Below are 20,992 nucleotides of genomic sequence, written 5' to 3'. Positions count from 1 at the left end.
GGCTCACCGCCCGCCCTGATCGGTCGTCGTGCCTTGATCGGCGGGATCGTGCGCGGAGAACTGGCGCAGTGTCGGGTTGAAAGTCGCGAACAGGCTGAGAAGCGCGATCCCCGCCGCGCACGTGAGGATCGCCTGGTCGCCGGGGAGGACTTCGACGAGCAGGCCGCCCAGCGCCGGTCCGGCGATGGCGGCCGTGCCGAGGGCCACGCTCATGACGCTGCTCAACCTGCCGCGCAACTCGTCGGGGGTCAGCAGCAGCTGGTAGGTGGTGATGGTGGTGTTGGCGGTCGGCGCGACGAACGCCATGGCGGCGAACAAGGCGCCCATCAGGTAGCCGTTGTCGGCGAAGATCGCCGGCGGGATCAGGCAGGTGATCACCCAGAAGACCCCGACGACGGACACGTACGGCCTGACCAGCCGGTGCAGCCTCGGCGCGGCGAGGGCGCCCAGGATTCCCCCCGCGCCGAACATCGCGGCCATGACGCCGATCTGCCCGGTCGGGACACCCCGCTGCTGCGCCAGCGCGATCACGAGCAGGTAGAACGCCTGGAAGAACAGGTTGAGGCCGATGGCACACACCGCGATCACCCGGATCAGGGGTCGTCCCCCGATCCAGCGCAGGCCGTCCAGCACCTCGCGGTGGAGGTTGCCCTTCGGCACGGGCTCGCGCTGCCGCGCCGGCAGTCGGACGAAGAACAGCGCGACGAACGCCGCAACGTGCGCCGCGGCCTCCGCCGCGAACGGCAGCCAGCGGCGTGCCGCGAACAGGAAGCCTCCGAGCGCGGTGCCCAGCAGCTGTCCCAGGTAGCCGCGGGCCGAGTTCATCGCCACCGCGCCGGCCAACTGGTCGGCGGGCACGATCGCGGGCAGGCTCGCCTCCTCGGCTGGTTCGCACAGCGACCGGCAGACGCCGAGGACGACCACGACGGCGATGATGTAGGGCACGCTCGCGAAGCCCCACCACAGGGCCGGGACGACACTGCCCACCGCGAGAGCTTGTACCGCTTCGCAGATCAGCATCACCTTCTTGCGGTCCCACCGGTCGACCAGGGCTCCCGCGGGCAGCCCGGCGAGCAGTTGCGCCGCGGCGCCGGCGGACAGCACGAGCCCGGACAGCACGGGAGATCCGGTCAGCACCAGCACCAGCAGCGGGAACGCGATGGCGGACGCGCTGGAGCCCGCCTCCGACAGGGCCTGGCCGATCCACACGAGCCGGTAGTCGCGGTTGCGCGACAGCGGGACCGTCGAAGCGGTCACGACGAGTCCCGGCAGTCCTGCGCGATGAGCCGGAGGGCGTCGAGGAAATCACCCGCGACCCGCTCCACCGTGGACCGCTCGTGCCGGTCCGGCTGGTAGTCCCAGGAGAAGCGGAGTTGCCCGGCGGCGACACCTCCCGTGACCTCCAGCAGGTGCGAGCCCCGGTCTGCGGGATCGCCCTCCTGCCCGATGGATTCGCGCGCCGCCCGGTACAGGCCGCCGTCTGCCTGCCCGGTGGCGCTGTCCCACTGCCCGAGGTAGTTGAACACGACTTCCGGGCGGCCGCGCTCGGCGTCCAGCCGCGCCCGCGTCTGCGGTGAGCCGAGGTAGCGCAGCGCGCCGAACCCGAGGCCGTTGCCGGGGATCGTGCGCGACTGCCTGCGCACCGCCTTCACCAGATCGCGCCACGGGGGCTCGCCGTCTGGCACGGTGAGCGCGACGGGGTACATGGTGGTGAACCAGCCGACCGTGCGGGACAGGTCGACGCCGAGGATCTCCTCCCGGCCGTGGCCCTCCATGTCCAGCGATACGGTCCGCTGTCCGGTGAACCGGGACAACGCCCAGGCCAGCGCGGCCAGCAGGACGTCGTTGACCCTGGTGCGGTAGGCGGTCGGAGCGTCGTGCACCAACGCGTCGGTGTCCTCCGGGCTCAACACGACCTGGACCGTCCGCGGCGCGGTCCCCGGCCGCGGTTCGTCGTGGTCCACCGGCAGCGCCGCCCCTTCCAGCGCGGCGGTCCAGTGGTCCAGCTCGTGGTCGAGGCCGCCGTCTGCGACGTACCGGCTCAGGCGTCCCGCCCAGTCCTGGAACGAGGTGGTCTTCGCGCCCAGGTCGACGGCCTCACCGCGCACCGCCTGGCGGTACGCGCTGTCCAGGTCGTCCAGCAGGATGCGCCAGGACACTCCGTCGATCACCAGGTGGTGGGCGGCGAGGAACAGCAGAGGCGGCCGCCCGTCGCGGGACCGGAACAGCACGGCCTTGAACAGCAGCCCGCTGTCGAGGTCGAAGCCGGCCTGCACCTCGTCGGCGACCTTCTCCATCTCCGACTGCCGGTCCCGCTCGTCCCTCTGGGGCAGGTCGTGCCGGTCGAGCACGACGGTCCGGCCGACCGGCGCGTTCTCCTGGTGCCACCGGCCGTCGATCCGGTGGTACCGCATCCGCAGCGCGTCGTGGTGCACCGGCAACGCGCCCAGGGCCCGTTCCAGCGCGCCCTCGTCCAGGTCACCGGTCAGCTCCAGCAGCATGGACTGGTTGAAGTGGTGCGGCTTGGCGGTGTGCGTCTCGAAGAACCACTGCTGGATGGGCGTGAGCGGCACCGGGCCGACGACCGCGCCGGCGTCGACCGTTCCGACGTCCACCGACGTGACGACCGGGGCGAGGGTCTCGATCGTCTGGTGCAGGAAGATGTCCTTGGTGATCAGGCCGATCCCCGCCTTCCTCGCCCTGGAGACCACCTGGATGATGAGGATGGAGTCGCCGCCCAGCTCGAAGAAGTTGTCCCGCACGCCGATCCCGCCGACGCCGAGCACGTCCGTCCAGATCTCGGCGAGCGCGGTCTCCACCGGTGTGCGCGGTGGCACGTGGCGGGGCCGGTCGTCCTGGACCACCTCGGGGTCGGGCAGCGCCTCGCGGTCGAGCTTGCCGTTCACGGTGGTCGGCAGGGCCCGCAGGGCCACGAAGGCCGACGGCACCAGGTAGGCGGGCAGCACCCCGTTCAGCGACTCCCGCAGGGACTCGGCGCTCGGCGTTGCGCCGGGGGCCGGGACGAAGTAGCCGACCAGCCGGGTGCGCCCCTGCTCCCCGTCCTTGGCCACGACCGCGGCCTCGGCCACGTCCGGGTGGCGGCGCAGCGCCGACTCCACCTCGCCGGGTTCGACCCGGAAGCCGCGGATCTTGACCTGGTCGTCGGCGCGGCCCACGAACTCGACGGTCCCGTCGACCCGCCACCGCGCCACGTCGCCGGTGCGGTACATCCTTTCGCCGGAACCGGTGAACGGGTCGGGCAGGAACCGCTGCGCGGTCGGGCCCGGTCGGTTCAGGTAGCCGCGTGCGACGCCGGCGCCGGCGATGAACAACTCGCCGGCGACGCCGACCGGCACCGGCCGGAGGTCACCGTCCAGCACGTAGACCCGCGTGCCGTCCAACGGCCGGCCGATCGGCACCACGTCCGGCACGGCCGCCGCGTCCGACATCGCGAACGACGTCGCGAACGTGGTGGTCTCGGTGGGTCCGTAACCGTCCACCGCCGTCAGGCCCGGTGACGCTTCGAGGACCCGCCGGACGGCCGCGGCCGGGACGACGTCGCCGCCGGTCCACACCTCGCGCAGGCCCGCCAGGCAGCCGGGGTCCTCCTGGGCGATCGCCCGGAACAACCCCGCCGTCAGCCACAACGCCGTCACGCCGTGCTCGGCGATCACGCGTCGCAACACCTCGGCGTCCACATCGCCCGGTGGGGCGACGACCACACGGCCGCCGTTGAGGAGCGGCGCCCACAGCTCGTAGGTAGAGGCGTCGAACGCCTGCGCCGAGTGCACCAGCACCCGTTCGTGTGCGCCGCCGCGGAAACGCACGTCCGCGGCCAGTGCGACCACGTCCCGGTGACGCACCGCCACGCCCTTGGGCATCCCGGTCGACCCCGACGTGTACATGACGTACGCGAGGTTGTCCGGGTGTAGCGCCACGTCGGGACGGGTGTCAGGCTCGTCGGACAGCTCCGCGGCGTCCAGCACGAGCACGTGCCCGTCGTGGACGTCCGCGGCCGTGGCCTGCCACGCCCGGTCGGTCAGCACGACCCGTGCTCCGGTGTCGGCCAACAGCACCCGCAACCGCTCGGCGGGCGCCCTCGCGTCCAGCGGCACGTACGCGCCACCGGCCTTGACCACGGCCAGCTCGGCGACCACCAGGTCGACCGAGCGCTCCACCAGCAACGCCACCGGGTCCTCGACCCGCGTGCCGAGCCGGATGAGCCGGTGTGCGATCCGGTTGGCCCTGGCGTCCAGCTCGGCGTAGGTCAGCACCACCTCGCCGGCCACCGCCGCGGTCTCCCCCGGTGTCCGCTCCACCCACTCGGCGAACGCGTCCGCGATCGTGGCCGCCGGCGCCTCGCCGGTGTCGTTCCACTCCTGGAGCACCAACCGGCGCTCGGCCGGTCCCATCAGCGGCAACTCGCCCAGCAGCCGGTCCGGCGACGTCACCGCCGCCTCCAGCAGCACCCGCAGGTGTCCCGTCATCCGCTCCACCGTCGCCGCGTCGAACAGGTCGGCGCTGTACTCGACCGCGCCGTGCAGGGCGTCGTCGGCCTCCCGGAAGTGCAGGGTGAGGTCGAAGTTCGCGGCGGTGGTCGGCAGCTCCAGGCCCTCCACCCGCAGGCCGGGCAGGTCCGGCTCCCGGTCGACGTTGTTCTGCAAGACCACCATCGCCTGGAACAGCGGTGTGCGGCTGGTGTCCCGGACGGGCCGCAGTTCGTCCACCACGCGCTCGAACGGCACGTCCTGGTGCGCGAACGCGTCGAGCACGGTGGTGCGCACCTCGCCCAGGAAGCCGCGGAACGTGCCCGATCCGTCCACTGCGGAGCGCAGCACCAGGGTGTTCACGAAGAACCCGACCAGCGACTCGAGTTCCGGCCGGTCGCGGCCGGAGGTGGCGGTGCCCACCGCCACGTCCCGCTCGCCCGACCAGCGGGAGAGCAGCAGCTGGCAGGCGGTGACGAGAGCGGTGAACAACGTGCCGTCCTGCTGCCGGGCCAGTGCCTTCAACCGGTCGGCCACGTCCGCGGGCACCGTGAAGGCGTGCACCGCGCCGCGGTTCGTGCGGACCGCGGGCCTCGGCCGGTCGGTGGGCAGTTCCAGCGGTCGCACCCCGTCGAGCTGCTTGCGCCAGTACCCCAGTTGTTCCTCCAGCACGGTCCCGGTCACGCGGTCCCGCTGCCAGACGGCGAAGTCGGCGTACTGCACCGGCAGCTCCGGGAGGCCGGCGTCCGCACCGGTCAGCGCCGCCCGGTAGTACGCACTCAGGTCGCCGGTGAGCACGCCGTTGGACCAACCGTCGGTGATGATGTGGTGCATCATCAGCAGCAGCACGTGATCGTCGTCGGCGAGCCGCAGCACGCTCGGCCGCAGCAGCGGCCCGCGCCCCAGGTCGAACGGCCGCCGGCTCTCCTGCTCCAGGATGTCGGCCAGCTCCGGCTCGCCACCGGGCACGTCCCGCAGCGGCGCGCGCACCGCCTGCGGCGGGTGGACCACCTGCACGCCGTGGCCTTCGACGGTCTCGAAGGTGGTGCGCAGCGACTCGTGCCGGGCGACCAGCGCGGTGAGCGCCGCGTCGAGCGCGTCGAGGTCCAGTTCGCCGCGCAGCCTCAGGATCGACGGCGACAGGTAGTCGGTGCTGTCGGGTTCGAACTCGTCCAGGAACCACAACCGCTGCTGGGCGAACGACAGCGGCAGCGCGCCGGTCCGCGGTGCCACCGGGATGCCGGGGTCCTCCTCGCCGGTCCGCGACGAGACGACCCGCGCCAGACCCTCGACCGTCGGCGAGCTGAACACCGCCCGCGGGGAGACGGCCACGCCGAACTCGGCACGCAGCCGGGACACGACCCGGATGCTCAGGATCGAGTCGCCGCCCAGTTCGAAGAAGTTGTCGTCCACGCCCACCCGCGGCACGCCCAGCACCTCGGACCAGATCCGGCAGACCTGCTCCTCCGCCGGTGTGCGCGGGGCCCGGTGGACCGAGCCCGGCGCGGGCTGCCCGTCCGGCGCCGGCAGCGCGCGCCGGTCGACCTTGCCGTTGACGGTCGTGGGCAGCACGTCCAGCGCCACGAACGCCGAGGGGACCATGTAGTCGGGCAACCGGTCGGTCAACCACGACCGCAGCTCGACGGGGCTCGTCCCGCTCGGGGCCACGTAGGCGACGAGCCGGTCGCGGTCGTCGTCGCGCCGTGCGACCACGACCGCCTCGATCACCCGCGGGTGCCGCACGAGGGCGGCTTCGACCTCCCCCGGTTCGATCCGGAAACCGCGGATCTTCACCTGGTCGTCGGTGCGGCCCAGGTACTCCAGCGCACCGTCGGCCCGCCTGCGGACCCGGTCGCCGGTGCGGTACATCCGCGACCCCGCCGGAGCGCCGGACGCGACGGCGAACGGGTCGGCGACGAACCGCTCGGCGGTCAGACCGGGGCGGCCCCGGTAACCGCGCGCGACCTGGGCGCCGGCGATGTGCAGCTCGCCGGGCACACCCGGCGGCACCGGGTTGAGGTCTTCGTCCAGCACGTAGGCGCGGACGTTGCGCAGCGGCCACCCCACCGCCGGGGTGCCGGGCCGCACGCGGCACGACAGCGCGTCGACCGTGCACTCGGTCGGACCGTAGAAGTTGTGGACCGCGGTGCCCTGGACGTCGGCCAGGGTGTCCCAGAGCGATCCCGGCAACGCCTCGCCGCCGAGCGTGAGCACGCGCGGGCGGTGCCGCTCGCCGTCGAACAGCCCCGCCGACAGGACCTGGCGCGCGTACGACGGCGTGAGGTCGAGGAGGTCGACCCGGTGGTCGGCCACGTACTCCACCAAGGCCTGCGGGTCGAGGCGGGTGTCGTCGTCCAGCACGTGCAGCTCGTGACCGGCGGCCATCAGCACCGGCCCCTCCAACGACGTGTCGAAGGAGAGCACGGCGTTCAGCACGACCCGCATCCGCTCGCCCCCCGCGAACCCCTCGCGGTGGCTGTGCAGCAGGTTGACCAGGTTGCGGTGCTCGACCAGCACCCCCTTGGGCCGCCCGGTCGACCCGGACGTGTAGATCAGGTAGGCCGAGTTGTCCGGCCGCAGCGGCGTCGTCCGCTCGGCGTCGGTCAGGTCGCCGGCGCCGTGGCGGGCCACGTCCGGGATCTCGGTGAGCACCACCGCCGGCGCCGCGTCACCCATCAGGAACATGACCCGCTCCGGTGGCAGCGCCAGGTCGAGCGGCATGTACACCGCACCGGCCTTGAACACCGCCAGCATGGCCACGACCGCGTCCGCCGACCTCGGCAGGGCGAGCGCCACGACCCGCTCCGGGCCCGCGCCGAGCGACACGAGGTGCCGGGCCAGCCTGTTCGCCCGTGCGTTCACCTCGGCGTAGCTCAGGGCCTCGTCGCGGAACACCAGGGCGGTCGCGTCCGGTGTGCGCCTCGCCTGCGCCTCGAACACCTCCGGGAACGTCACGTCGGGCACGTCCAGAGCGGTCCGGTTCCACTCCACCAGTTCGAGGCGAGCGTCGTTCCCGGTCAGCAGCGGCAGCTCGCGCCCGTCTGCCACGCTCTCCAGCAGCGCGATCAGGTACGCCGCCATGCGCTCGACCGTCGCCCCGTCGAACAGCTTCCCGTCGTAGTCCAGCTCCAGCCGCAGCCGATCGGCGGTGTGCGCGGTCAGGGTCAGCGGGAAGTTCGTGCTGTCCAGGCCTTGGACGTCCAGGACGCGGACCTGCTGCGTGGCGTTCGCCAGCTCGTCGACCGGGTAGTTCTCGAACACCACGGCGCTGTCGAACAGGTTCGCGCCGGCCGGCAGGTCGCTCCACGCCTGGAGCTCGGCCAGCGACACGAAGTCGAACGAACGCGACTCGCTCTGCGCCTCCTGGAGGTCCCGCAGCCAGGACAGCACGTCCCGGCCGCGGTCGACGCGCACCCTGGTGGGCACGGTGTTGATGAACATGCCGACCATCGACTCCACGCCGGGCAGGTCCGCGGGCCGGCCGGACACCGTGGTGCCGAACACCACGTCCGTCTCACCGCTGTAGCGCGACAGCAGCCGCGCCCACATGCCCTGCACGATCGTGCTGACGGTGACACCGGCACGCCGGGCGACCCGGTTCAGCCGCGCCGACCGGTCGGCCGACAGCTCGACCGGGACGGACTCGCTCGACTCCGTCCGGTGCGCTTCGACGGGAGGGCGGTCGTAGGGCAGCGGTGTCGCCGCCTCCACACCGGCGAGCACTCCGCGCCAGTGCCGTTCGGCGCCCATCCGGTCCTGTTCGCCCAACCACCGCAGGTAGTCGCGGAACGGGCGGCGGGACACGGGTTCCGGCCGCCGTCCACCGACCTCGGCCGCGTACTGCCCGCACACCTCGGCGAGCACCTGGGCCAGGCTCCACCCGTCCAGCAGCACGTGGTGCGCGGTCCAGACGACCAGCACCTCGTCGTCCGCGGTCCGGGCGACGACCAGCCGCAGCAGCGGCGGACGGGTCAGGTCCAGGCCGGCCGCCAGGTCGTCGGCGAGCACCCGGTCCAGCGCGTCCGCGCGTTCCCGCTCGGACAGCCGCCGCCAGTCGAGGTGCCGCACGGGCAGCTCGACGAGGCGGTGCACGACCTGCACCGCCTCGTCGACGCCCTCCCACACCACGCTGCTGCGGAGCACCGGGGTCCGGTCGACCACGCGTTGGCACGCCGCGCCGAACGCGTCCGCGTCCGCCACGCCGGACAGCAGGAACCGCAGCTGGTCGAAGTACGCCGTGGAGTCGCGGTCGACCAGGCTGTGGAACAACATCCCGGCCTGCAACGGCGTCAACGGGTAGACGTCCTGCACCGACCGGCCGTCGCCGGCGATCCGGTCCACGGCCGCCTGGTCGAGGCGGGCCAGCGGGAAGTCCGACGGCGTGCGTCCGCCGGCGTCGGGCCGCGCGCAGTGCGCGACGATCTCGCGCAGCGAGCGGACCATGCCCTCGGCGAGGTCGCGCACCGTCGCCTCGTCGTGGACTTCGCCGGAGTACTCCCACGACAGGTGCAGCTCGCCGCCCTCCACCGCGCCGACGACGTCGATCAGGTAGGGGCGGGTGCTCTCCGGGGGCGCGTCCTGGCCGAGGGCGGGTCCGCGGCCTCGGATCAACCCCTTGCCATCGGTGCCCACGTCCCACTGCCCGTGGTAGTTGAAGCTGATGGGCGGCAACGCGGTGTCGCTCAACGCGTCGGTCGTGCCCAGGTAGCGCAGCGCCTCGTAACCGAGGCCGCGGCGCGGCACGGCGCGCAGTTGCTCCTTGACCGACTTGAGCAGGTCGCCCCAGTCGGCGTCGGCCGGAACGTCCAGGACGACGGGGAACTGCGAGGTGAACCAGCCGACCGTGCGGGACAGGTCGACGCCGCGCAGGACGTCCTCCCGGCCGTGGCCCTCCATCGTGACGCAGGCGCGTCCACGTCCGGTCCACCGCGTCAGCACGCGGCCCAGCGCGGCCAGCAGCACGTCGTTGGCCTGCGTCCGGTACACGTCCGGCACCCGGTGCAGCAGCGCGTCGGTGTCGTCCCGGCCGAGCCGGACCGTGACGGACCGGGTGGAGCCGACCGTGTTGGGGCCGTGGTCGTCCACCGGCAGGTCGAGGTCTTCGCTGTCGGTCAGAGCGCTCCAGAACGGGAGGTCGTCGTCCAGCCCTCCGTCGCGCACGTGCTCGGTCAGCAGATGTGCCCACTGCGTGAACGCCGTGCCGACCGGCTCCGGGTCCTCGCCGCGGTACGCCGCCTCCAGGTCGCCGAGCAGGATCCGCCAGGACACCCCGTCCACCACCAGGTGGTGCGCGGTGATGAACAGCCGCGGCAGGCCGGTTGCCCCGCCGGTGAACAGCACGACCCGCACCAGCGGGCCTTCGGCGATGTCCAGTGAGCCCCGCGCCTCGGTCGCCACCCGCTCCATCTCGTGGTGTCGCTCGCCGGCGGACAGGGCGGACAGGTCGTGGGTGCCGAAGACGTCGTGCGGTTCGGCCGACGCCACTTCCTGGCGGCCGTCGCGGAACCGCAGGCGCAGGCTGTCGTGGTGCACCACCACCGTGTCGACGGCTCGGGCCAGTGCCGTCACGTCGACGTCCTCGGCCAACTCCAGGAGCACGGACATGGTGAGGTCGTGCGGGCCGTCCGGGCGGGTGCCGAAGAACCACCGCTGGATCGGCGTGAGCGGCGCGGGCCCGGTGATCACCGGGCGGGCCGACTCGGCCGGCGCCCGCGTCCCCACGACGGTGGCCAGCTCGCCGACGGTCTGGTGGGTGAACACGTCCTTCGCGGAGATGTCGAGGCCGGCCTGCCGACACCGGGACACCACCTGGATGCTCACGATGGAGTCGCCGCCGAGCCCGAAGAAGTTGTCGTGCACCCCGACCCGCTCGACCCGCAGCACCTGCGACCAGACGCGGGCCAGATCGCGTTCGACGGGGTTGCGTGGCGGCACGTACGCGGACTCCGGTCGCCCGTCCGGTGCGGGCAGCGCCGCGCGGTCCAACTTCCCGTTGGCGCTCAACGGCAGTGCGTCGAGCGTCACGAACGCGGTGGGCACCATGTGCGCCGGCAGGACGCGTCCGAGCGACCCGCGCAGCTCCTCGGTGCTCGGCTCCTCCGCCACCGGGACGACGTACGCCACCAGCACCGCGTGGCCGCGGCCGTCGTCCCGGGCCACCACCGCGGCTTCGGCGACGTCCTGGCGCTGGAGGAGCACCGACTCGATCTCGCCCGGTTCGACGCGGAACCCGCGGACCTTGACCTGCTCGTCGATGCGGCCCAGGTACTCCATCGTGCCGTCCGACCGCCACCGCACCAGGTCTCCCGTGCGGTACATCCGCTCGCCCGGCTCGCCGAACGGGCACGCCACGAAGCTCGACGCGGTCAGTCCCGGCCGGTTCAGGTAACCCCTGGCCACACCGTCACCGGCGACGCACAGCTCACCGGGAACGCCCATGGGCACCAGACTCAATCCGCGGTCCACCACGTGCAGGCGGGTGTTCCAGGCCGGCCGGCCGATGGGCACCGGGCCCGGGGCCAACGGCTCGCCCGGCTCGATCCGGTGCTCCAGGCACCCGACGGTCGCCTCGGTCGGCCCGTACTCGTTGATCACGGTCGCGGTCGGGCTCGCCCGCCGCCACTCGTCCACGACCTCGCCCAGCAGCTGCTCACCACCGACGACCAGGTCACCGGTGGGCGACAGGTCGGCGGGCACGGTGCCCAGCAGCGGCAGGTGGCTCGGGGTTGCCTTGAGGAACGTGGCCCGCTCTCCCCCACCGGCGTCTTCGGCGAGTTCGCTCACCCGGATGCGGCCACCGGCCAGCAGCGGCCCGAACAGCGTGGTCACCGTCAGGTCGAACGTCACCGGCGAGTGCAGCACCGCCACCCCGCGCAGACCGGGGTAGACCTCGATCGCCCACGACAGGTAGTTCACCACCGACCGGTGCGAGACCACCACGCCCTTGGGGCGGCCGGTCGAGCCCGAGGTGTAGATGACGTAGGCGGGGTTGTCCGGCGACAACGGGCCTGTGCGGTCCACATCGGACGGATTGGTGACCGCGTGGTCCTCCGTGCCGCGCAACGAGTCCAGGCCGTCGAGCACGACGACCGGCGTGGCGTCCTCCAGCACCGCCGACACGCGTGCCGCCGGGTAGGCCGGGTCGACGGGCAGGTAGGCCGCGCCGGTCTTGAGCACCGCCAGCACCGCGACGACCAGCTCGACCGACCGGGGCAGCACCAGCGCCACCAGCCGCTCGGGGCCGGCGCCCAGCTCGATCAGCCGGTGCGCGAGCCGGTTGGCCCGCGCGTTCAGCTCCGCGTAGTCCAGCTCCGCGTCGCCGTCCGTGATCGCCACCCGTTCCGGTGTCCGGGCCGCCTGCGACTCGAACAGCTCGGGCAGGGTGGCCGCCGGCACGTCGACCACCGGTCCGATGCCGTTTGACAGCAGCCGCTGCCGCTCATCCTCCGACACCCACGGCAGCCGGGACAACGGCCCGTCTGCGTCCGCCGTGATGCCGTCCAGCAGCACGTGCAACCACCCGACCACGCGAGTGATGGTGACGGCGTCGAACAGGTCGCTGTTGTAGGTCACCACGCCGAGCAGGCCGCCGTCGTGCTCCTGGAACTGGATCAGCACGTCCACGCCGGCCGTCACCACCGGCGGCGTCAGCTCCTCGACCGCGAGGCCTGGCAGGTCCACCACCGGCTCGGGGTTGTTCTGCAGGATCACCATGGCCTGGAACAGCGGGGTGCGGCTGGTGTCCCGGACGGGCTGCAACTCGTCGACGACCCGCTCGAACGGCACGTCCTGGTGGGCGAGCGCGGTCAGGACGGTGTCCTTGACCTGCGTCAGCAGGTCGGTGAACCCGCGCTCGCGGTCCACTGTGGAGCGCAGGACCAGCGTGTTGACGAAGAAGCCCACCAGACCTTCGAGTTCGGCGCGCTCACGGCCGGAGGCGACCGTGCCCACGGCGATGTCGTCCTGCCCCGACCAGCGGGCGAACAGCACCTGGCACGCGGCCACGAGGGTCGTGAAGAGGGTGCTGTCGTGCCGCCGGGACAACGCCTTCAGCCGCACGGTCAACTCCTCCGGCAGGCGGAACTCCACCAGGGCGCCGTTGCTCGTGCGCACCGCGGGCCGGGGCCGGTCCGCGGGCAGCTCCAGCACGGGGACGCCGTCGAGCTGTCGACGCCAGTAGTCCAACCGCTCGTCCACGCCGGCGAGGTTGTCGCGCTGCCACACCGCGAAGTCGGCGTACTGCAACGACAGAGGTGGCAGGGTGTCGCCGCGGTAGAGCGCGCACAGCTCCTCGGTGAGCACGCCGGTCGACCAGCCATCGGTGACGATGTGGTGCAGGACCAGCACGAGCACGTGGTCCCGGTCGGCCGGCCGCAGCAGCCGCACCCTCATCAGCGGGCCCTCGCGCAGGTCGAACGGGCGCCGGCCCTCCTGGGCCAGGACATCGAGCAGCTCCGCCTCGGGCACGTCCTCGGCCCGCACCCGCACTTCGCTCGGCGGGTGCACGACCTGCACGCCCTGGCCGTCCACCGTGTCGAACGTCGTGCGCAGGGACTCGTGGCGTGCCACCAGGCCGGTGAGCGCGGCGTTCAACGCCTCCACGTCCAGCTCGCCGCGCAGCCGCAGGATCAGCGGGGACAGGTACTCGGTGCTGTCCGGGTCGAACTCGTGCAGGAACCACAACCGCTGTTGCGACAGGGACAGCGGCAGGCCGCCGTCCCGAGCCGCCACGAGGATGGGCGCCCGTCCCGGCTCCGCGCCCGTCGAACCCGGCTGCGCCGAGACCAGCGCGGTCAGGCCGGCCACGGTCGGCGCGGTGAACAGGGCACGCGGCGACAGCTCCACGCCGACCACGGCCCGCAGCCGCGACACCACCCGGATGCTCAGGATCGAGTCGCCGCCGAGTTCGAAGAAGTTGTCCTCGACGCCGATGTCCGGGACGCCGAGCACCTCGGTCCAGACCTCCGCCACCTGCCGCTCCCGGTCGGTGCGGGGCGCGACGTGGTCGGTGCGGGACGCGGTCCGGTCGGGGGCGGGGAGCGCGCGTCGGTCGACCTTGCCGTTGGGCGTCTGCGGCAGTGCGTCCAGTACGACGAACGCGGCGGGGACCATGTAGTCGGGCAACGTCCGGGCCAGCCACGACCGCAGGTCCGACACCTCGGGCGCGGCCGTCCCGGTCGGCACGAGGTAGGCGACCAGCCGCGTCGAGTCGCCCGCGCCGTCCTGCCGCGCGACCACGACGGCCTGGTCGACCCCGGCGTGGCGCACGAGCGCGGCCTCGACCTCGCCGGGCTCGATCCGGAACCCCCGGATCTTCACCTGGTCGTCGGTGCGCCCCAGGTACTCGACCCGGCCGTCCGCCCGCCACCGCGCTCGGTCCCCGGTCCGGTACATCCGCGAGCCCGGCGCGCCGAACGGGTCGGCGACGAACCGCTGCGCGGTCAGACCGGGCCTGCTCAGGTATCCGCGCGCCACCTGCGCGCCCGCCAGGTACAGCTCCCCCGCCACCCCGACCGGCACCGGCCGCAACGAACCGTCCAGCAGGTAGGCCCGCACGTCGCGCAGCGGCCGACCGATCGCCGGGTGACCGCCTTCCACCCGGCAGGACAGCGCGTCGACCGTGTTCTCGGTCGGGCCGTAGAAGTTGTAGCTCACCGTGTCCGGTGCCTCGGCCAGCCGCTGCCACAGCGACTCCGCGATCGCCTCGCCGCCCAGCATCAGCACGCGTGGCACGCGTTCACCGGTCAGCAGTCCGGCGTCCACGAGCTGGTGCGCGTACGACGGCGTGAGGTCGAGGAAGTCGATGCCGTGCCGGATCACGTAGTCGACGAACGCGGTCGGGTCGAGCCGCACGTCGTCGTCGATCAGGTGCAGTTCGTGCCCGTCCGCCATCAGCACGGGCCCCTCCAACGACGTGTCGAAGGAGAACACGGCCGACAGTCCGACCCGCAGGCGCCCGCCCCCGGCGGCGGCCACGAAGCCCTCGCGGTGGTTCAGCAGCAGGTTGACCAGGCTCCGGTGCTCCACCACGACGCCCTTGGGCCGGCCCGTGGAGCCGGAGGTGTAGATCACGTACGCGCAGTGGTCCGGCCGCAGTGGCGCGAGCCGGTCCGAGTCGGTCAGGTCATCCGGTGCCTGCCGGGCCACGGCGTCGCGCGTCTCCGGCGCGGCCATCACCGATTCGGTGACCACCAGCACCGGGGCGGCGTCGGCCAGCACGAACTCCAACCGGTCCGCCGGCGAGGCCGGATCGACCGGCAGGTACACCGCACCCGCCTTCCACACCGCCGTCATCGCCACCACCATGTCGACCGACCTGGGCAGCGCAAGGGCCACGACGCGCTCCGGTCCCGCGCCGGACGCCACGAGGTGACGGGCCAGCCGGTTGGCCCGCGCGTTCAGCTCCGCGAAGGTCAGGCGTTCGTCGCGGAACACCAACGCCGTCGCGTCCGGCGTCCGCCGCGCCTGCGCCTCGAACAGCTCCGCGAACGTCTCGTCGGGCGCGGCGGCGGCCGTGTCGTTCCACTCCACGACCACCCGGCGCCGCTCGTCGTCGGTCAGCCACGGCAGTTCGGCCAACGGCCGGTCGGCGTCGGTGGCGATCGCCTCCAGGAGCAGCCGCAGGCGGTCGACCACCGCCCGGGCGGTGTCCCGGTCGAACAGGTCCGGGTCGTAGGCCAGGTCGAGGTGCAGCCGGTCGTCCAGGTTGGCGCTCAGGGTGAGCGGGAGACTGGTGTTGTCGCGCGCCTCCAGCTCCGCCACCCGGATGCCGCCGACCTCGACGACGTCGTTCAGCGGGAAGTTCTCGAACACGACCACGCTGTCGAACAGGTTCCCGCCGCCCGGCAGGTCACTGCACGACCGCACGGCGGCCAGCGACACGAAGTCGAACCGCCGCGACTCGGTCTGGCCGGCCTGGAGGCCGCGCAGCCACGCGAGGGTGTTCTCGTCGTCGCGCACCAGCGCCCTGGTCGGCACCGTGTTGATGAACATGCCGACCATCGACTCGACCCCCGCCAACTCGGCGGGGCGTCCGGAGACGGTGGTGCCGAAGACGACGTCCTGCTCGCCGCTGTAGCGGGACAGCAGCAACGCCCAGGCCCCTTGCAGGACCGTGCTGACGGTCAGGCCGTTGCCGCGGGCGGCCCGCTTCAGCCGCTGCGACTCCTCGACCGACAGCACCAGCCGCACCGCGTCCGACGACTCGGTGGCGTGGGACTCGGTGGGTTGCCGGTCGTAGGGCAACGCGGTCGGCGCGGAGAAGCCCGCCAGCACCTCGCGCCAGTGCCGCTCGGCCTCCTGCCCGTCCTGCGCGTCCAACCAGCGCAGGTAGTCGCGGAACGGTCGACGGGACACCGGCTCGGGCGGTGTGCCGCCCACGATCGCCGCGTACCGCTCACAGATCTCGGCGAACACCTGGCTCAGGCTCCAGCCGTCCATCAGCACGTGGTGGAACGTCCAGGCGAACAGCACCTCGTCGTCGGAGAGCCGGGCGATGGCGATCCGCATCAGCGGCGCCTCGGTCAGGTCCAGGGCCTCCGAGCCGATCAGCTCCGCCTCGCGGTCGCGCTCCTCGGCGGACAGCGCGCGCCAGTCGTGCAAGGTCGTCGGCACGGTGACACCGCTGTGCACGACCTGCAACGGCTGCTCCACACCGTCCCACACCAGGGCTGCGCGCAACGACGGCGTGCGGTCCACGACCTGCCCGCAGGCCGCGGCGAGGGCGTGTTCGTCGCGGACCCCGGCCAGCTGCAGCCGGACGTGGTCGAAGTAGGCCGTGGAGGAGGTGTCCACCAGGCTGTGGAACAACATGCCCGCCTGCATCGGCGTGAGGGGGTGGATGTCCTCGACCGATCGGCCGGTGCCGACGAGGCGGTCCACGGTCGCCTGGTCCAGTCGGGCCAGGGGGAAGTCCGAGGGGGTGCGGCCGCCGGCGTCGGGGCGGGCGCAGTGCTCGACGATCTCCCGCAGGGCTGCCAGCACGTCCTCCGCCAGCCGCCGCACGACCACCTCGTCGTGCACCTGCTCGGAGTACAGCCAGGTCAGCTCCAGTTCACCGGCCGCCACCACGCCGACCACGTCCAGCAGGTGGGCACGGGCGTTGCCGGGCGCGGACTCCCGGCCCACCGGGCCACAGCTCGCCCGGTACAGCCCGTCGTCCGCGTCCGACGTTACGTCCCACTGCCCGTGGTAGTTGAAGCTGACGCGCGGCAACGGATCCTCGCGCAGCACGGCGGCGGGCGAGTCCGGCGCGCTCAGGTAGCGCAGCGCACCGTAGCCGGCGCCGCGCCGCGGGATCGCGCGGACCTGCTCCTTCACCGACTTCAGCACCGCACCCCACTCCTCGGCGGGCACGTGCAGCGCGAACGGGAACTGGCTGGTGAACCAGCCGACGGTGCGGGACACGTCGAGGTCGTCGGGGACGTCCTCGCGGCCGTGCCCCTCCAGGGTGATCAGCACGCGGTCACGGCCGGTCCACGCGGTGAGCGCGCGGCCCAGCGCGCTCAGCAGCACGTCGTTGACCTGCGTGCGGTAGACCCCCGGCACCTGGTGCAGCAACGCGTCGGTCTCCCGGCGCGGCAGCCGGACGGTCACCGCGCGGACCGATTCGGCCGCGTTGTCGCCGTCGTGGTCGACCGGCAGGTCGGCCGGCGCGGAGCGGGCGACGCCGGTCCAGTAGCCCAGGTCCTCGTCCAGCTCGCCGGCGCGGACGCGTTCGACCAGCCGGTGCGCCCAGCGCGTGAACCCGGTGTCCACCGGGTCGAGCGCGACCGGTTCGCCCGTCAGTACCTGGTGGTAGGCCACGTCGAGGTCGCCGAGCAGGATGCGCCAGGAGACGCCGTCTGTCACGAGGTGGTGGATGGTGATGAACAGGCGTGGGCGCCGGCCGCCGCCCAGGTGGAACAGCAGGGCGCGGACCAGCGGTCCGCGTTCGATGTCCAGTCCCGACTGGGCGGCCGACGCCTCGGCCTCCATCGCCTCCCGCTGCGCTCGATCGTCCAAAGTGGACAGACCGACGACCTTCAGCACGCCCTTGCGCGACGTGGGCAGCACTTCCTGCGTCCACTGGTCCCCCACGGTGGAGAACCGCGTCCGCAGCGCCTCGTGGTGCGCGACGACCGCGTCGAGGGCGGTGTCCAGCGCCCGCTCGTCCAGGTCGGGGGTCAGCTCCACGAACGTGGACTGGGTGAAGTGGTGCGGGTCCGCCGGGCGGGTGTCGAAGAACCACTCCTGGATGGGGGTCAACGGCGCGGGGCCGGTGAGCGGCGCTTCCACCGCGTCCTCGCGGGTGGGCTGCACGTCGGAGGCCAGCTCGGCGATCGTGGGGTGCAGGAAGACGTCCTTGGACGTCAGCCGCAGGCCGGCCTGGCGCGCCCGGGCGACCACCTGGATGCTGAGGATGGAGTCGCCGCCGAGCTCGAAGAAGTCGTCCTCGACGCCGACCCGTTCCACGCCCAGGACCCCGGCCCACACGCGGGCCAGCTCCTGTTCGACCGGCGTGCTGGGCGCGACGTGGCGGGACGCCGCGTCGGGCCGGCCCCGGGGGGCGGGCAGCGCGCGGCGGTCGACCTTGCCGTTGGGGGTCAGCGGCACCTCGTCCAGCGCGACGAAGAGCGCGGGCACCATGTAGTCCGGGAGGTCGCGCTTGAGCCAGGCCCGCAGCTCGGGGTCGTCCGGTACGTCGGCGCCCGACGGCACCACGTAGGAGATCAGGCGGTTGCGGCCGGCGTCGTCGGGCTGTGCGACGGTGACCGCCTCGGCGACCCCCTCGTGCCGCATCAGGACGGCGTCGATCTCGCCGGTCTCGATCCGGAACCCCCGGACCTTCACCTGGTGGTCGGCCCGGCCCACGTACTCCAGCGTTCCGTCTGCCCGGCGGCGGACCAGGTCACCGGTGCGGTACATGCGGGTGCCGGGCGGAAGACCGGACGCGGCGGCGAACGGGTCGGCCACGAACCGGGACGCGGTCAGGCCGGGGCGGTTCAGGTACCCGCGCGCCAACCCGGCGCCCGCCACGTACAGCTCGCCGGTCACCCTCGGCGGCACCAGGTCCAGCGCGCCGTCGAGCACGTAGGTCCGCAGGTCCGGGATGGGCACCCCGATCACGCTGCCGGTGGCCGCCGCGGCGCTCTCGCGGTCGAGCGGGTGGTGGGTGACGTGCACCGTGGTCTCGGTGATCCCGTACATGTTGACCAGCGCGGTGTCGTCGTGCCGGGAGTACCAGTCGGCGAGCCGGGCGGGGTCGAGCGCCTCACCGCCGAAGATGACGAACCGGAGGTCGGGCAGCTCCGTCGGACGTTCCCGGTCGGCGGCGGCGAGCTGGTGGAACGCCGACGGCGTCTGGTTGAGCACGGTGACGCGCTGCTCGGCGAGCAGGGCCAGGAAGTCCTCGGGCGACCGGGAGACGTCGTGCGGCACCACGACCAGCCGGCCGCCGTGCAGCAGCGCGCCCCACATCTCCCACACCGAGAAGTCGAACGCGTAGGAGTGGAAGACCGTCCACACGTCCCGCTCGTCGAAGCCGAACCACTGCCGGGTCGCCGAGCACAGGCGCACCACGTTGGCGTGCGGGATCACCACGCCCTTGGGCCTGCCGGTCGACCCGGAGGTGTAGATGACGTACGCGGGGTTGTCCGGCGACAGCCCGGCCGCGCGGTCCGCATCGGACGGGTTCGTGTCGGGGCAGCCCTCGGTGCCGCCCAGCGACTCCACGCCGTCGAGCACCACGACCGGTGCGGCGTCCTCCAGCATCGCGGCCACCCGCGCGGGCGGGTACGCCGGATCGATCGGCAGGTACCCCGCGCCGGTCTTGAGCACCGCCAGGACCGCCACCACCATGTCGATCGAACGGGGCAGCACCAGCGCCACCAGTCGCTCCGGCCCCGCGCCTCGCGCGATCAACCGGTGCGCGAGCCGGTTGGCCCGCGCGTTCAGCTCCGCGTAGTCCAGCTCCACCCCGTCGCACGTCACGGCGATCCGCTCGGGCACCCGGTCCGCCTGTGCCTCGAACAGCTCGGGCAGGGTGGCCACCGGCAGGCCGGTGGTGGAACCGTTCCAGTCGGTCAGCAGCCGCCGCCGCTCCTCCTCCGACACCCACGGCAGCCGGGACAACGGACGGTCCGGGTCGGCGGCGATCCCGGAGAGCAGCAGCACCAGGTGCGCGGTGAAGCTCTCGATCGTCGCGGCGTCGAAGAGGTCGGTGTTGTACTCCAGTGATCCGGTCAACGCGCCGTCGCGCTCTTCGAACTCGACGGTGATGTCGAAGTTCGCCGACCGCCGGGACAGACCCATCCGCTCGACGCGGAGGCCGGTGAACTCCGGCGCCTCGCCCTGAGCGGTCTGGAGCAGCACCATGACGTCGAACAACGGGTTGCGGCTGACGTCGCGTCCCGTGCGGATCACGTCGACCAAGCGCTCCAACGGCGCCTCGTCGTGGGCGAAAGCCTCCTGCACCGTCCGCTTCGCCTCGTCGAGGAAGTCACCGAACGTCCGTTCCAGGTCCACGGAGGACCGGAGCACGACGGTGTTGACGAAGAAGCCGACCAACCGGTCCAGCTCGGGTCTGCTGCGGCCGGTGGTGACCGTGCCGACGGCGACGTCCTCCTGGCCCGAGTAGCGGGCCAGCAGCACCTGGCAGGCCGCCACCAGCACGGTGAGCAGGATCGTGCCGTGCGCGCGGGCGAGGTCGCGCAGGTCGGCGGCGACCTCCGCGGGGACCTCGAACGGGTGCACCGCGCCGGCGGACGTCCGCACCGGCGGGCGCGGGCGGTCGGTCGGCAGTTCGAGCGGCGCGACCCCCGTCAGCCGCTGCTTCCAGTAGTCCAGGTGCGCGCCCAGCGCGTCGTCGGACAGCCGGTCGCGCTGCCAGGCGGCGAAGTCGGCGTACTGCACCGGGAGCGGCGGCAGCGACACCTCCTCGCCTACCAGCGCCGCGCGGTACAGCACGGCCAGTTCCTCGGTCAGCACGCCCATGGACCAGCCGTCGGTGACGATGTGGTGCGCGGTGAGGAGCAGCACGTGCTCGTCCTCGGCGACACGCACGACGAGCGCCCTCAGCAGCGGTCCGCGCCGCAGGTCGAAGGGCTGCGAGTACTCGTCGGCCAGCACCACGTCCAAGTCGTCCGTCCGCGCCAGGTCGAGCACCGGCACGGCCAGGTCGAACGCGGGGTGCACGACCTGCACACCGGTGCCGTCGACCTCGTCGAACGTGGTGCGCAGCGACTCGTGGCGGGCGACCAGCCCGTGCAGCGCACCGGTCAGGGCCGGCACGTCGAGGCGTCCGGTCAGGCGCAGCGCCAGGGCGCTGTTGTACCCCGACCCGCCGGGCTGGAACTCGTCGAGGAACCACAGGCGCTGCTGGGGGAAGGACAGCGGCAGCGGCCGGTCGCGCCCCACGGCTCCGATGGTGTCGACCTTCTGCACCTGGCCCGCCAGCCGGCGGCGCATCAGGTCCCTCAGGTGCGGCGGCAGTGCGGAGATGCGCTCTTCCATCGATGACGACATGG

General features: G+C 72.8%; 2 protein-coding genes. Both read right to left on the bottom strand.

Annotated features, from left to right (window positions below):
- Positions 1–3: 3 nt before the first annotated feature.
- Positions 4–1,257 (bottom strand): MFS transporter, encoded by a 1,254-nt coding sequence (locus tag B0I31_RS26155; protein ID WP_106618043.1) that lies wholly within the window; start codon positions 1,255–1,257, stop codon positions 4–6.
- Positions 1,254–20,990: a non-ribosomal peptide synthetase gene (locus tag B0I31_RS26150; RefSeq protein WP_106618241.1), complete on the bottom strand. Its 19,737-nt coding sequence runs from the start codon at positions 20,988–20,990 to the stop codon at positions 1,254–1,256. Before B0I31_RS26150 ends, B0I31_RS26155 begins: the two co-directional genes overlap by 4 nt.
- Positions 20,991–20,992 lie beyond the last annotated feature (2 nt).

This window comes from Saccharothrix carnea (assembly GCF_003014735.1).
Classification (GTDB): Bacteria; Actinomycetota; Actinomycetes; order Mycobacteriales; family Pseudonocardiaceae; genus Actinosynnema; species Actinosynnema carneum.
This window is presented reverse-complemented; position numbering and strand designations above follow the sequence as displayed.